This is a genomic window from Stenotrophomonas sp. PUT21 (genome assembly GCF_052232875.1).
In the GTDB taxonomy this organism is placed as follows: domain Bacteria; phylum Pseudomonadota; class Gammaproteobacteria; order Xanthomonadales; family Xanthomonadaceae; genus Stenotrophomonas; species Stenotrophomonas maltophilia_N.
In genome coordinates, this window is sequence record NZ_CP197645.1 from 2,920,827 (window position 1) to 2,933,563 (window position 12,737).

13 protein-coding genes are annotated in these 12,737 nt (G+C 66.9%); 4 read left to right on the top strand and 9 right to left on the bottom strand.

Annotated elements, in window-relative coordinates; all coding sequences use genetic code 11:
* The first annotated feature begins 95 nt into the window (after nt 1-95).
* Together ACTT2I_RS13345 and ACTT2I_RS13350 are read left to right on the top strand one after the other, a co-directional pair.
* Complete coding sequence (locus ACTT2I_RS13345; RefSeq protein WP_421099157.1) at nt 96-1,685, top strand: GMC family oxidoreductase; 1,590 nt, start codon at nt 96-98, stop codon at nt 1,683-1,685.
* A gap of 166 nt (nt 1,686-1,851) precedes the next feature.
* Nucleotides 1,852-3,243, top strand: a complete 1,392-nt coding sequence (locus ACTT2I_RS13350; protein ID WP_088432933.1) for a serine hydrolase domain-containing protein — start codon at nt 1,852-1,854, stop codon at nt 3,241-3,243.
* A gap of 139 nt (nt 3,244-3,382) precedes the next feature.
* Here ACTT2I_RS13350 and ACTT2I_RS13355 read toward each other — a convergent pair whose 3' ends face one another.
* From ACTT2I_RS13355 to nudE, 9 genes are all read right to left on the bottom strand, one after another.
* On the bottom strand, nt 3,383-3,961 hold the full coding sequence (locus ACTT2I_RS13355) for a histone (RefSeq protein ID WP_088432932.1): 579 nt from the start codon (nt 3,959-3,961) through the stop codon (nt 3,383-3,385).
* A gap of 927 nt (nt 3,962-4,888) precedes the next feature.
* Nucleotides 4,889-5,284 (bottom strand): glycine cleavage system protein GcvH, encoded by a 396-nt coding sequence (gene gcvH, locus ACTT2I_RS13360; RefSeq protein ID WP_088432931.1) that lies wholly within the window; start codon nt 5,282-5,284, stop codon nt 4,889-4,891.
* 97 nt (nt 5,285-5,381) lie between these two features.
* A complete protein-coding gene (gcvT, locus tag ACTT2I_RS13365; RefSeq protein ID WP_421099156.1) occupies nt 5,382-6,494 on the bottom strand; it encodes a glycine cleavage system aminomethyltransferase GcvT in 1,113 nt (370 codons plus the stop codon).
* Nucleotides 6,495-6,579: 85 nt separating this feature from the next.
* On the bottom strand, nt 6,580-7,011 hold the full coding sequence (locus ACTT2I_RS13370; protein ID WP_088432929.1) for an NfeD family protein: 432 nt from the start codon (nt 7,009-7,011) through the stop codon (nt 6,580-6,582).
* Nucleotide 7,012: 1 nt separating this feature from the next.
* The gene (locus tag ACTT2I_RS13375) at nt 7,013-7,975 is read right to left on the bottom strand and encodes an SPFH domain-containing protein (RefSeq protein WP_046272684.1); all 963 of its coding nucleotides are present in this window, start codon (nt 7,973-7,975) and stop codon (nt 7,013-7,015) included.
* Nucleotides 7,976-8,071: 96 nt separating this feature from the next.
* A complete protein-coding gene (locus ACTT2I_RS13380; RefSeq protein ID WP_088432928.1) occupies nt 8,072-8,395 on the bottom strand; it encodes a YnfA family protein in 324 nt (107 codons plus the stop codon).
* A complete protein-coding gene (gene mazG, locus ACTT2I_RS13385; RefSeq protein WP_421099155.1) occupies nt 8,392-9,204 on the bottom strand; it encodes a nucleoside triphosphate pyrophosphohydrolase in 813 nt (270 codons plus the stop codon). The genes ACTT2I_RS13380 and mazG overlap by 4 nt, the downstream gene beginning before the upstream one ends.
* A 16-nt stretch (nt 9,205-9,220) precedes the next feature.
* Entirely contained in the window at nt 9,221-10,024 is an 804-nt protein-coding gene (cysQ, locus tag ACTT2I_RS13390) for a 3'(2'),5'-bisphosphate nucleotidase CysQ (RefSeq protein WP_088432926.1), read from the bottom strand.
* Complete coding sequence (gene nudE / locus ACTT2I_RS13395) at nt 10,021-10,569, bottom strand: ADP compounds hydrolase NudE (protein WP_088432925.1); 549 nt, start codon at nt 10,567-10,569, stop codon at nt 10,021-10,023. Before nudE ends, cysQ begins: the two co-directional genes overlap by 4 nt.
* A gap of 50 nt (nt 10,570-10,619) precedes the next feature.
* Between nudE and bioA the strand changes: the two genes are divergently transcribed.
* Together bioA and ACTT2I_RS13405 are read left to right on the top strand one after the other, a co-directional pair.
* On the top strand, nt 10,620-12,011 hold the full coding sequence (gene bioA, locus ACTT2I_RS13400) for an adenosylmethionine--8-amino-7-oxononanoate transaminase (RefSeq protein ID WP_088432924.1): 1,392 nt from the start codon (nt 10,620-10,622) through the stop codon (nt 12,009-12,011).
* Nucleotides 12,002-12,736 carry a 16S rRNA (uracil(1498)-N(3))-methyltransferase gene (locus ACTT2I_RS13405; protein ID WP_421099154.1) on the top strand — a complete coding sequence of 245 codons (735 nt, stop codon included), beginning with the start codon at nt 12,002-12,004 and terminating at the stop codon, nt 12,734-12,736. Before bioA ends, ACTT2I_RS13405 begins: the two co-directional genes overlap by 10 nt.
* The last annotated feature ends 1 nt before the right edge of the window (nt 12,737 follow it).

A 12,737-nucleotide genomic window follows, 5' to 3' on the forward strand; every position in this document is an offset into this window, starting at 1 on the left:
GCGCGTCCACCGGCGAAACGCTGCGTGGCTGGCGCCGCCGCCCCTGCCCGCCCCAACCTGCCTTATGCTCGCTGCGCACCCCGGCAAGGAGCGGCATGTACGACTACATCGTGATCGGTGCCGGCTCGGCCGGCTGCGTGCTGGCCAACCGGCTCAGCGAAGACCCGGCCTGCCGGGTGTTGCTGCTGGAAGCCGGCCCGCGCGATACCAACCCCTTCATCCACATGCCGGCCGGGTTGGCGCGGCTGGTGAACAACCGCCGGATCAACTGGAACCTGGAGACCGAGCCGGAGCCAGCGCTCGGCCGCCGTCGCCTGTGGTGGCCACGCGGCAAGGTGCTGGGCGGGTCGAGTTCGATCAATGCGATGTGCTACGTGCGCGGGGTGCCGGCCGACTACGATGGCTGGGAAGCGGGCGGCGCCACCGGCTGGGGCTGGGACCAGGTGCTGCCCTGGTTCCTGCAGGGCGAACGCAACAGCCGCGGTGCCAGCGCGCTGCACGGCGATGCCGGTCCGCTGTCGGTGTCCGACCTGCGCCACCACAACCCTCTCTCGGCCGCCTTCATCGCCGCCGCGCAGGAAGCCGGCCATCCCCACAATGCGGACTTCAATGGTGACCAGCAGCTCGGCGTGGGGCTGTACCAGGTCACCCAGCGCGAAGGTGCCCGCTGCTCGAGCGCGGATGCCTACCTGCGTCCTGCACGCCACCGCCGCAACCTGACGGTGCTGACCGGCGCGCAGGCGACCGCGCTGAGTTTCCAGGGCACGACAGCGACGGGCGTGCACTATCGGCGTGGCGGTCACCATCTGCACGCACACGCGGCAGTCGAAGTGATCCTCAGCGCAGGCGCGATCCACTCCCCGCACCTGCTGATGCTGTCCGGCATCGGCGAGGCCGACACGCTGCGCTGCCACGGCATCACCCCGCGCGTGGATCTGCCCGGTGTCGGGCGCAACCTGCAGGACCACCTGGACATCTGCACCGTCGTGCACACCACGCCGGGCGTCAGCTACGACCGCAGCAGCGAGCTGCGCATCGCCATCGACTACTTCCTGCGCGGTCATCGTGGCGCCGGCACCAGCAACCTGGCCGAGGCCGGCGGCTTCGCCCGCTCGTCGCTGGCCACCGATACGCGCGCCGACATCCAGTTCCATTTCGTCCCGGCGATGCTGGACAACCACGGCCGGCACCGCCTGCCTGGCGAGGGCTACACGCTGCATGCCTGCCCGCTGCACCCTCGCAGCCGCGGGCAACTGCGCCTTCGCGATGCCGATGCGCGCTCGGCGCCGCGCATCCACGCCAACTACCTTGGCGATGCGGACGGTCACGACCTGAAAATGATGCTCGAATGTGCACGCCTGTCGGCCCGGGTACTGCAGCAGCCGGCCTTCGATCGCTGGCGCGGGGCGCCGGTCTTCCCTCCGCACGAGGCGCTGGACGACGCGGCACTGGAAGCCTTCATCCGGGCCAAGGCCGAGACCATCTACCACCCGGTCGGCACCTGCGCGATGGGGCAGCATCCCGAAGCCGTCGTCGACCCGACCCTGCGCGTGCACGGCATCGAGCGGCTGCGGGTGGTGGATGCCTCGGTGATGCCCAGCCTCATCAGCGGCAACACCAATGCCCCGACCATGATGATCGCCGAGCGCGCCGCGTACTGGATCCGGACCGCCGCGGCTGGCTGAACAGGGATGCGCTGCGCGGCCTTCACGCGCGCCTCGACGGACCTTGGCGGGATCCGCAAAACCCGCGCGTTTTCAATGCGATACGCATTCATCTTCGATTCGTTTGTGCAATCACGAAAAGCGGCGCTAGAATCGGTCACAGCAGTCGCGCACGGGCACCCATACGATGAATCAGAACAACAGGCGCCGACCGATCCGTTCGGCGGCAACCGGGTTGTTGGGCATGTTGATGCCCATCGCCATGTCATCCACCGCGCAGACCCCTGCCACGCCCGCCGCGTTCCCGGTCAACATCGAGGAATCGGCGCCGAGCGCCGCCCCGCATACCCAGCCTGCCGCGTATCGCACCACGCCGGCCGGGCTGAAAGTACAGCCGCCCGCGCAGGGCTTCAACGTGGCCTCGATCGAATCGATGGCGCAGCAGCTCACCTACGGCGAGCGCGTGCCGGGCATGGCCGTGGCGATCGTCCAGGGGGGGCGCGTGCTCAGCGCGCGCGGTTACGGCGTCACCGACGTCAACAACCCGCAGCAGGTCGATGCCCATACCGTGTTCCGCCTGGCCTCGCTGTCCAAGGCCTTCGCCGGCACCATGGCCGGCCTGCTGGTCAACGATGGCACCCTGCGCTGGGACAGCAAGGTCACCGATTACGTGCCCGGCTTCCAGCTGAGCACGCCCGAAGCGACCGAACGCCTGACCGTGGCCGATCTGCTCAGCCACCGCGTCGGCCTGCCCTACAACGCCTACGACCGCGACGTCGAAGCCAACGCCGAGTACTACACACTCACCCACAAGCTGGCCGCCACCTCGCTCAAGTGCCTGCCGGGCGACTGCTACGCGTACCAGAACGTGGCCTTCAGCCTGATCGGTGATGTGGTCTACGCCGCCTCCGGCAGCTTCTACGAACAATCCGTCGAGCGCCGCCTGTTCAAGCCGCTGGGCATGGACGATGCCAGCCTCGGCCTGGCCGGCATCCAGGCCAGCTCGCGCTGGGCGCGCCCGCACGTGCGCAGCCGCAACGGCTGGGTCGCACTGACGCCCAAGCCGACCTATTACCGTCTCGCCCCGGCTGCCGGCGTCAATGCCAGTGCCAGCGACATGGCGCAGTGGCTGCTCGCCCACACCGGCCATCGCCCCGACGTGCTGCCTGCGCCGCTGCTGGCCACGCTGCATGCCAGCCTGATCAGCACCCCCGGCGAAATGCGCTCGGGCTGGCGCCGCGAGCGCCTGAACTCGGCCGGCTACGCCCTTGGCTGGCGCACCTTCGATTACGCCGGCCATGAAGTCATCTTCCACGCCGGCGCCGTGCAGGGCTATCGCGGCCTGGTCGCGCTGGTGCCCGAACGCGACCTTGGCATCGCCATCATGTGGAACGGCGAAAGCAGCCTGCCCAGTGGCCTGCTGCCGACCGTCCTCGATCAGGCCATGGGCCTGCCGACCCAGCGCTGGCTGGACGTGGACACCGACTTCGGCAGCGACAACCTCATGGCCGAAGACGCCGCTCCGCAGGGCAAGCGCAAGGGCGTCTCGTCGAACCGCGCGGTTGCCTCCCCGCGCTGATCCTCGGACAGCGTGGCATCGAAAAAGGCGGCCGCATGGCCGCCTTTTTTTGTGGTTCTCTGGCGCATTGCCCATAAAAAAACTCCTTCCCCGCTGGGCTGCCAGGGAAGGAGTCTCAGGTACGGCTATCGGGAAAAACTCAGATCAGCGGTGCCGGAGTTGCCGGCAGAGCGACCGGCGCGGCCTTCTTCTTGCGAACGGCCGGCTTACGCTTTGCAACCTTCTTCACTGCCTTCTTCGCGGACGCCTTCCTGGCCGGAGCCTTGCGGGCAGTCGCCTTCTTGGCGGTGGCCTTCTTGGCTACCTTGCGGGTGGCCTTCTTGGCGGTCTTCTTGGCAGCCTTCTTCGGAGCGGCCTTCTTGGCTACCTTGCGGGTCGCCTTCTTGGCCGTCTTCTTTACCGCCTTTTTCGCGGTCTTCTTGGTGGCTGCCTTCTTCGCAGTCTTCTTGACGGCCTTCTTCGCCGTCTTCTTCACTGCCTTCTTCGCGGTCTTCTTGGTCGCAGCCTTCTTTGCCGTCTTCTTCACGGCCTTCTTCGCCGTCTTCTTTACGGCTGCCTTGCGGGCGGTCGCCTTCTTGGCCGCCTTCTTCACCGTCTTCTTGGCAGCAGCCTTCTTCGCTACCTTCTTGACGGCCTTCTTGGCAGTGGCCTTCTTAGCGACCTTCTTGGCTGCCTTTTTGGCGGCCGGCTTTTTCTTCGCAGCTTTCTTGGTTGCCATGGGATGGCTCCTCGTCAGTGATCTATGGAGTGGAAACGCCCAGGTAAAGCAAACCCGCCGTTGCTGCGTCGCGGGGACCGCCGTCGCGTCATGCGCGTCGTGACGGATACGGAGACACCTGCCACATGCGGCCAGGCAGATATCGGATCAGGAAGGGTCTTGCGGTTCGCTGAAGGAAGCGAAGCCATCTCCACCGTCATCGGACGCGAGGTGGATGTCCAGGTTGTGCTTCGCGACTTGATGTCGATTCTGCTCACTCTGTTCGCAGGCAAGGTCTGCTGAGGCGAAACCTAATCACGCTTTTTTTGACTGTCAACAACCCCGGCGAAAAATTTTCACGCCGACGCCTTGCCGCGCCCCCCCCTTGCCATCCCCCGGCGCGACCCGGCAAGCGCGCCACGCCACCGCCCGGCGAATGCCCAACGCACGTGGGCGAGGACAACGCTGAAAAGAAAAACACTTAAAAGAAGCACTTTCGTGTCGCAGCAACGCAACATCGCGGTGGGTGCGGATGCATACCCGCACATGCACCGCCCTCGACGCTGCACCGTGCCGGGCTTCCCGTGTGGACCTTAAACGGACCGAAAAACTTTTCACATCCGCCCGCACTTTTTTCGAGCCGATTCGCGCAACTGCGCAAACTTTTGACCGTCGAGCACCGACGTCTCCGTCCCCCGGGAACGTCTTCAAACGTCGCCGCGCGTCCACATCGACGACTTGTCGGTGCGTCGTCGGCGCGTCGATGCAGACCAGATCACCGGCACGCATCGGCACCGAACCGATCGTCATGAGGCGTTCGTCGCGGCCACATCCAACCGCGCGCGCACTGCCATCCTCACGCACTACTAACGCCGTCGGCGCGCACCCGGCGAGCGGGCAAAAAAAAACGGCCGCACCAGGGCGGCCGTTCTTGAGCAGAAACGACGATCAGTGATCTTCGTTTTCCAGCAGGTCGGCGTAGTCGTCCGGACCCAGCAGGTCGTTGACTTCGTCCAGGCCGGCCACTTCGACGACGTAGATCCAGCCGTCGCCGTAGGCGTCTTCGTTGATGGTTTCCGGCTTGTCGCTCAGGGCCGAGTTGACCTCGACCACCGTGCCGGTGATCGGGCTGTACACGTCCGAAGCGGCCTTGACCGACTCGACCACGGCTGCCTGTTCGCCGGCCTTGACCTCCTGGCCAACCTCCGGCAGTTCAACGTAGACCAGGTCGCCAAGCAGGCCCTGGGCGTGGTCGGAAATACCGACAGTGACGCGGCCGCTGCCTTCAACGCGTGCCCACTCGTGGGACTTGAGGAATTTGAGGTCGCCGGGGATCTCGCTCATGGGACTGCTCCGAGGAATATCAGGGGGGTCAAGAAACGGGGGTAGTGTAACCAACCGGCGCGGACACCAGCGCGTCCGCACCGGGTACATCACGGCATCAGCCGTCGATCAGCACGCCGGGCTGGGCCTGGCCTTCGCGCACGAACGGGAACTTCACCACGCGCACCGGGATCTGCTTGCCGCGGATGTCCACACGGACCTCGCCCAGTTCGCCGCCCGGCACGCGGGCGAACGCAATGCCCTTGCCCAGGGTCGGCGAGAACGTGCCGGACAGGATCTCGCCCTCACCACTGGCGGTCAGCACGGTCTGCCCGTGGCGCAGGACGCCCTTCTCATCCATCACCAGGCCGATCAGCTGGCGGGCGTTGGCGGCCGCCTTCTGGGATTGGAGTACATCGCGCCCGATGAAGTCGCGACCTTCATCCAGCGACACGGTCCAGGCCAGGCCGGCTTCATAAGGGGTGATCTCCTCGTCCATGTCCTGGCCGTAAAGATTCATGCCTGCTTCCAGGCGCAGCGTATCGCGCGCGCCCAGGCCGGCCGGACGCACGCCGGCGGCGCTCAGGGCATTCCAGAAGGCGACCACGGCGCTCTGCGGCAGCAGGATCTCGAAACCATCTTCACCGGTGTAGCCGGTGCGCGCCACGAACAGCGCGGTGCCGTCGGCGGTGGTGGTTTCCAGCGCGGCGAAACGGCCCAGCTTTTCCAGCGCGGCGCGGTCACCCTCGCCAAGCAGGCCGACCGCGCGCTCGCGTGCGGTCGGGCCCTGCACCGCGATGATGGCCAGGTCTTCGCGCTCAATGACCTCCACGTTGAAGGCCGCTGCCTGCTCGCGGATCCAGGCCAGGTCCTTTTCACGGGTCGAGGCGTTGACCACCATCCGGAAGAAATCGTCGGCCATGTAATAGACGATCAGGTCGTCGATCACGCCACCGCGGGCATTGAGCATGCACGAGTACAACGCCTTGCCGGTGGCCTTGAGCTTGTCCACCGAGTTGGCCAGCAGCCTGCGCAGGAACGGCTTGACATGCTCACCGCGCAGGTCGACCACGGTCATGTGGCTGACGTCGAACATGCCAGCATCGCTGCGCACCAGGTGGTGCTCGTCCAGCTGCGAACCGTAATGAATGGGCATGTCCCAGCCACCGAAATCGACCATCTTGGCGCCGAGTGCGCGGTGGGTATCGTTGAGAAGCGTCTTCTGGGTCATGACCGGTTCCGGGGGAATGAAGGCAAGCCGTCATTATCCCAGAACCGTCTTCACAACGCCTGCGGCGGTGCGGGAAAACCGCGGATCAGGCCTGCTGGACCTTCAGCGTCATCCCTTCCACCGCCACCACCCGCACCGGGTTGCCGACGGGCAGGTCCGGGCCGGCGACCACCCAGAAGGCATCGTCGATCTTGACCCGACCCTTGCCGGCGACGATCGCCTGGTCGAGAACGACCACCCGCCCGATCAGCTGCTCGGCGCGCCGGTTCAACAGCGGCTGGTCGCTCTGGCGATCATGCGACCGGCCCCAGCGGCGATAGCACTGGATGGAAACCACGCTGAGCACCACGAAGGCGACCACCTGCCACAGCAGCGGAATGTCGGCGAACACCGCGACCAGCACGAACACTGCCGCCGCGCCGATGCCGATCCACAGCATGAAGGCACCGGGCGCGAGCGCCTCGGCGGCGAACAGCACCAGTGCCAATGCGCCCCAGGCCACCACTTCCCAGCGCATGTCAGCCTCCGATCCGCGGCGGGACGCCGCGCGTGGCTTTCTTTTCTTCCTGCTTGGCGAATGCCTCGCGCGCCAGTTCGGCCACACCGGCGATCGAGCCGATCACGCCGCTGGCCTCCATCGGCATCAGCACCAGCTTCTGGTTCGGCGAGGTCGCCAGTTCCTTGAACGCTTCCACATACTTCTGCGCGATGAAGTAGTTGATCGCCTGCACGTCGCCCTGGGCGATCGCCTCGGACACCATCGTGGTGGCCTTGGCTTCCGCCTCTGCCAGGCGTTCGCGCGCCTCGGCGTCGCGGAAGGCGGCCTCCTTGCGTCCCTCGGCCTCCAGCACGGTGGCCTGCTTTTCGCCCTCGGCGCGCAGGATCTCGGACTGGCGCGAGCCTTCGGCTTCCAGGATCTGCGCACGCTTCTCGCGCTCGGCCTTCATCTGCCGCGCCATCGCATCGAGCAGGTCACGCGGCGGCTGGATATCCCGGATCTCGATCCGGTTGACCTTCACGCCCCACGGGTTGGTGGCATGGTCGACCACGCTCAGCAGCTGGGCGTTGATCACTTCGCGCTGGCTGAGCGATTCATCCAGATCCATCGAGCCGATCACGGTGCGGATGTTGGTCTGCACCAGGGCGATCATCGCCACTTCCAGGTTGGCGACCTCGTAGGCGGCCTTGGCGGCATCGAGCACCTGGAAGAACACCACGCCATCCACGCGTACAGCGGCGTTGTCCTTGGTGATCACTTCCTGGCTGGGCACATCCAGCACCTGCTCCATCATGTTCACCTTGCGGCCGACGCCGTAGACGATCGGGATCAGGAAATGCAGGCCGGGCGACATGGTGTGGGTATAGCGGCCGAACCGCTCCACGGTCCATTCGTAGCCCTGCGGCACCATCCGCACGGCCTTGAAGAGGATGACAACGGCCACGAAAGCCAGCACCAGCGAGAACAGCATGGTCGGAAACATCAGGTCACTCCCTTTCCCCGGAATCGTAGGTCCGAGTATAGCCACGCCATCTTCACGCCGGCGTCGGGGAGTAGCCTGGATCGCGGTCAGGCAGGATCAGGCGCTGCGCGGGGCGAACATGATCACCATCATCCCGGCCAGGCACAGGCCGACGCCGAGCAGATCCCAGCGGCTGGGGCGGATGCCATCCACCAGCCACAACCACATCAGCGCGGTGCCGATGTAGACCCCGCCATAGGCGGCATAGACACGCCCACTGGCGGCCGGGTGCAACGTCAGCAGCCAGGCAAACAGCGCCAGGCTGGCGGCGGCCGGCAGCAGCAACCACGCGCTGCCGTCCTTGCGCAGCCACAGCCACGGCAGGTAACAGCCGACGATTTCGGCCACGGCGGTCAGCACGAACAGCAGCAGCGTTTTCACGACGTGGCCTCGTCCGCCTTGGCCTGCTGCCAGAGCGCTTCCTGCGCCTCCAGATCCAGCGCGGCCATGGTCTGCCCGCCCGCGTCGGCCTGGGCCTCCATCGCGCGGAAGCGCCGCTCGAATTTCTGGTTCGCCTGGCGCAGTGCCGCGCCGACATCGACCTTGGCGTGGCGCGCCAGATTGGCACAGACGAACAGCAGGTCGCCGAGCTCTTCCTGCAGGCGCGCGTGGTTCTCCTCGACCGGGCCGCGCGCGAATTCAGCGGCGACCTCGTCCAGTTCCTCACGCACCTTGTCCATCACCGGCGCCGGGCCCGGCCAGTCGAAACCGACCCGCGCCGCGCGTGCCTGCAGCTTCACCGCCCGCTGCCATTCCGGCAGGCCGCGGGAGATCCCGGCCAGCGCCGAGGTATCGGTGTGGCCCTTGGCGGCGCGCTCGGCGCGTTTGATCGCCTCCCAGTTGCTGTTGACGTCCTCGGCACCGTCTACCTGGACCTGGGCGAACACATGCGGATGGCGACGCTCCATCTTGTCGCTGATCGCGCGGGCGACATCGGCAAACGCGAACGCTCCCTGCTCCTGCGCCATCTGCGCGTGGAAGACCACCTGCAGCAGCAGATCCCCAAGCTCATCCTTGAGATCGTCCAGGTCGCCGCGGTCGATCGCATCGGCGACCTCGTAGGCTTCTTCGATGGTGTACGGGGCGATGCTGGCAAAGTCCTGCTGCAGGTCCCACGGGCAGCCCTGCTGCGGGTCACGCAGGCGCGCCATGATGCCCAGCAGGCGGTCCAGTTCGGCGGTGGCAGGCATCGTTGCTCCAGTCAGGTCAGGCGGGCAGCCACTCGCGCCACGGCAGGCGGGTGTCGCCGAGCGCAATGAAGTCGCCGTTCAACAGGGTTTCGCGGCGGTTGTAGCGGAACGGCTTGCCGGTCTCGGCCGAGAGCACGGCGCCACCGGCGGCGTGCAGCACGCACTGGCCGGCGGCGGTGTCCCATTCAGCGGTCGGGCCCAGCCGCGGGTAAACGTCCAGCGTGCCTTCGGCCAGCCGGCAGAATTTGAGCGAGGAGCCCTGTGCGAGCACCTCGATATCGCCCATGCGGTCCAGCAGCGCCTGCGTCTGTTCGCTGCGATGCGAGCGGCTGGCCGCCACCCGCAGCGGTGCGGTGGCCGGTGTACGGGTGCGCAGTACCGAGTCGCGCATGCCGTCGCGGCGGTAGGCCAGCTCGCCGCGCATCGCGTGCCAGACCTGGCCGGTGGCCGGCGCCAGCACCACGCCGAACGCGGGGGCCCCCTGGTAGATCAGGGCGATGTTGACGCTGAACTCGTCATTGCGTTTGACGAACTCGCGGGTGCCATCGAGCGGATCGACCAGCCAATACGCCCCCCAGTGCTGGCGGACCTCCCAAGGCACCTGCGCCGATTCTTCGGAGAGGATCGGCAACTCCGGGGTCAGCTGTGCCAGCCCGCGCTCGATCACCTGGTTGGCACCAAGATCGGCGGCGGTGACCGGACTGTGGTCGGACTTGATCTCCACATCGAACGGCGTGGCGTACACGGCCATGATGGCGGCGGCCGCGTCCTGGGCGATGGCGATGACGGTTTCGCGCAGATCCGTCGTGAGTTTGATCATTCCTTCCGTCCCAGCCACTCGCGGGCGATGAACAGCGCCGCCAGCGATCGGCCTTCGGAGAACTCCTCGCGCAGCATCAGCTGGTCCAGGTCGGCCAGCTTCCACGGCACGACCTCCAGTTCCTCCGGCTCGTCGCCGGCCAGGCGCTCGGGATAGAGATCGCGTGCCACCACCAGCCAGGACTGGTGGCTCATGTAGGTCGGGGCCAGGGTCATCGCGCGCAGCACATCGACCCGGCGGGCGCCGTACCCGGCCTCCTCCTTCAACTCACGGTCGGCGGCCTGCTCGGGCGTTTCGCCGGCATCGATGCGGCCCTTGACCAGACCCAGCTCATAGCGATGCATCCCGGCAGCGTATTCACGCACCAGCAGCACGGTCTCGTCATCGAGCATCGGCACCACGACCACGGCGCCATGGCCGCGGGTCACCAGCCGTTCAAAGCGGCGGCGTTCGCCATTGGAGAATTCCAGATCCAGATGCTGGCGCTGGAACGGCCCGCTTTCCTCGTCCGTGATCTGGTGGATGATGGGCAGGCGACGGCTCATGCGAGCATCTCTAGAATGGGTACTGGTGAAAACGTGTTCATGAGCCCGAAATGCTAGCAGACCCAGCCCCCCTCACGCTGGCCGATCAGTGGCGGCAACGCGATCTGGCCGTACTGTGGCACCCGTGCACGCAGATGCGCGAGCATCCCGACACCCTGCCCCTGCTGCCGATCGCCCGCGGCGAAGGCCCGTGGTTGATCGACCACGACGGTCATCGCTATCTGGATGCGGTCAGCAGCTGGTGGACCAATCTGTTCGGCCATGCGCAACCGCGCATCGGTGCGGCCATCGCTCAGCAGGCCACGCAGCTGGAACAGGTGATGCTGGCCGGCTTCAGCCACGAGCCGGCGGTGCGGCTTGCCGAGCGCCTGCTGGCGATCGCGCCACGCCAGGCCGGGCGTGATCCGCTGGCCAAGGTGTTCTATGCCGACAACGGCTCGGCCGGGGTCGAAGTGGCGCTGAAGATGGCCTTCCACTACTTCCGCAACCGCGGCGAGAACCACCGTACCCGCTTCGTCGCGCTGGAGAACGGCTATCACGGCGAAACGCTGGGCGCGCTGTCGGTGGGTGACATCCCACTGTATCGACGCGTGTATGCGCCGCTGCTGACCGAAGCGCTGTTCGCGCCCTCACCCGATGCCTACCTGGCCGAACCCGGCCAGAGTGCGGCGCAGCGCGCGCACCAGGCGGCCGATGCGCTGGCCACGCTGTTCGACCAGCACCCGGGAGAAATCTGCGCGGTGATTCTGGAACCGCGCCTGCAGTGCGCCGGTGGCATGCGCATGTATGACCCGGTCTATCTGCAGCGTGCGCGTGAGCTGTGCGATGCCAACGGTGCGTTCCTGATCGCCGATGAGATCGCCACCGGTTTCGGCCGCACCGGCACGATGTTCGCCTGCGAGCAGGCCGGGGTGATGCCCGATCTGCTGTGCCTGTCCAAGGGCCTGACCGGCGGCTTCCTGCCGCTCTCGGCGGTACTGGCCACGCAGGCGCTGTACGACGCCTTCCTGGACGATTCGCGCGAGCGCGCGTTCCTGCATTCGCACAGCTACACCGGCAATCCGCTGGCCTGCGCCGCCGCGCTGGCGACGCTGGACATCTTCGCCAGCGAGGATGTGATCGCCCGCAACCGCAGCACGGCCGAAGTGATGCGTACCCTGGCCGCGCCGTTTGCCGATCACGCACACGTCGCCGACGTGCGCCAGGCCGGGATGGTGGTGGCCTTCGAACTGACCCGCAACGGCGACAAGCGCACGCCGTTCCCGGCCGAGGCCCGGGTCGGGCTGCACGCCTACAAGGCCGCGCTCAAGCGCGGCGTGGTCCTGCGCCCACTGGGCAATGTGCTGTATTGGATGCCGCCGTACTGCGTCGAGGATGAACATTTGGACCTGCTTGCACTGACCACCCTGGCCGCCATCGACGAGGCCGTCGCATGCGCGTGACCCGCAGCCATATCGACCATCCGCTGGCGGTCGGGCAGACCCTGTCGCTGCCCGAGGATGCTGCCAACCACCTGGTCCGCGTGATGCGCCTGCGCGAAGGCGATGGCTGCGTGCTGTTCAATGGCGATGGGCAGGACTACAGCGCGACACTGGTGGCAGTGGGCAAGCGCGACGCGCAGGTGCGTATCGAGGCGGCCACCGCGCTAGACAACGAATCGCCGTTGCACATCACCCTGCTGCAGGGCATCGCCCGTGGCGAGAAGATGGACCTGATCCTGCAGAAGGCCACCGAGCTGGGCGTGCAGGCCTTTGTACCGGTGAACGCGGAGCGGACAGAAGTGAAGCTGGACGCCGCCCGCGCCGAGAAGCGGCTGGCGCACTGGCACAGCGTGGTGGTGTCGGCCTGTGGCCAATCCGGCCGCGCCCGCGTGCCCAGCGTGGCCGCGCCGCAATCGCTGCAGGAGGCAGCCAACGCGATGCCGGGCGCGGCACTGAAATTGACCCTGGATCCGCAGGGCGAGCATCGCCTGTCGACCCTCTCGGCCGCTCCGGGCGGCGTGGTGATCGCGATAGGCCCGGAAGGCGGCTGGTCGCCGCGCGACCGCCAGGCACTGGCGGCAGCCGGCTTCCAGGGCTTGCAGCTGGGCCCGCGGGTGCTGCGCACCGAGACCGCCGGGCTGGCGGCGATCGCCGCCGTGCAGGCACGCCTGGGCGATCTGGGCTGAA

Excerpts from the sequence above, each read along its gene's own strand:
- bioA (WP_088432924.1), top strand. The coding sequence starts at position 10,620 with ATGCTAGCAGACCCAGCCCCCCTCACGCTGGCCGATCAGTGGCGGCAA.
- ACTT2I_RS13370 (WP_088432929.1), bottom strand. The coding sequence starts at position 7,011 with ATGCGCTGGGAAGTGGTGGCCTGGGGCGCATTGGCACTGGTGCTGTTC.
- cysQ (WP_088432926.1), bottom strand. The coding sequence starts at position 10,024 with ATGATCAAACTCACGACGGATCTGCGCGAAACCGTCATCGCCATCGCC.
- ACTT2I_RS13350 (WP_088432933.1), top strand. The coding sequence starts at position 1,852 with ATGAATCAGAACAACAGGCGCCGACCGATCCGTTCGGCGGCAACCGGG.
- gcvH (WP_088432931.1), bottom strand. The coding sequence starts at position 5,284 with ATGAGCGAGATCCCCGGCGACCTCAAATTCCTCAAGTCCCACGAGTGG.
- gcvT (WP_421099156.1), bottom strand. The coding sequence starts at position 6,494 with ATGACCCAGAAGACGCTTCTCAACGATACCCACCGCGCACTCGGCGCC.
- ACTT2I_RS13345 (WP_421099157.1), top strand. The coding sequence starts at position 96 with ATGTACGACTACATCGTGATCGGTGCCGGCTCGGCCGGCTGCGTGCTG.
- ACTT2I_RS13375 (WP_046272684.1), bottom strand. The coding sequence starts at position 7,975 with ATGTTTCCGACCATGCTGTTCTCGCTGGTGCTGGCTTTCGTGGCCGTT.
- mazG (WP_421099155.1), bottom strand. The coding sequence starts at position 9,204 with ATGCCTGCCACCGCCGAACTGGACCGCCTGCTGGGCATCATGGCGCGC.
- ACTT2I_RS13405 (WP_421099154.1), top strand. The coding sequence starts at position 12,002 with ATGCGCGTGACCCGCAGCCATATCGACCATCCGCTGGCGGTCGGGCAG.
- ACTT2I_RS13355 (WP_088432932.1), bottom strand. The coding sequence starts at position 3,961 with ATGGCAACCAAGAAAGCTGCGAAGAAAAAGCCGGCCGCCAAAAAGGCA.
- nudE (WP_088432925.1), bottom strand. The coding sequence starts at position 10,569 with ATGAGCCGTCGCCTGCCCATCATCCACCAGATCACGGACGAGGAAAGC.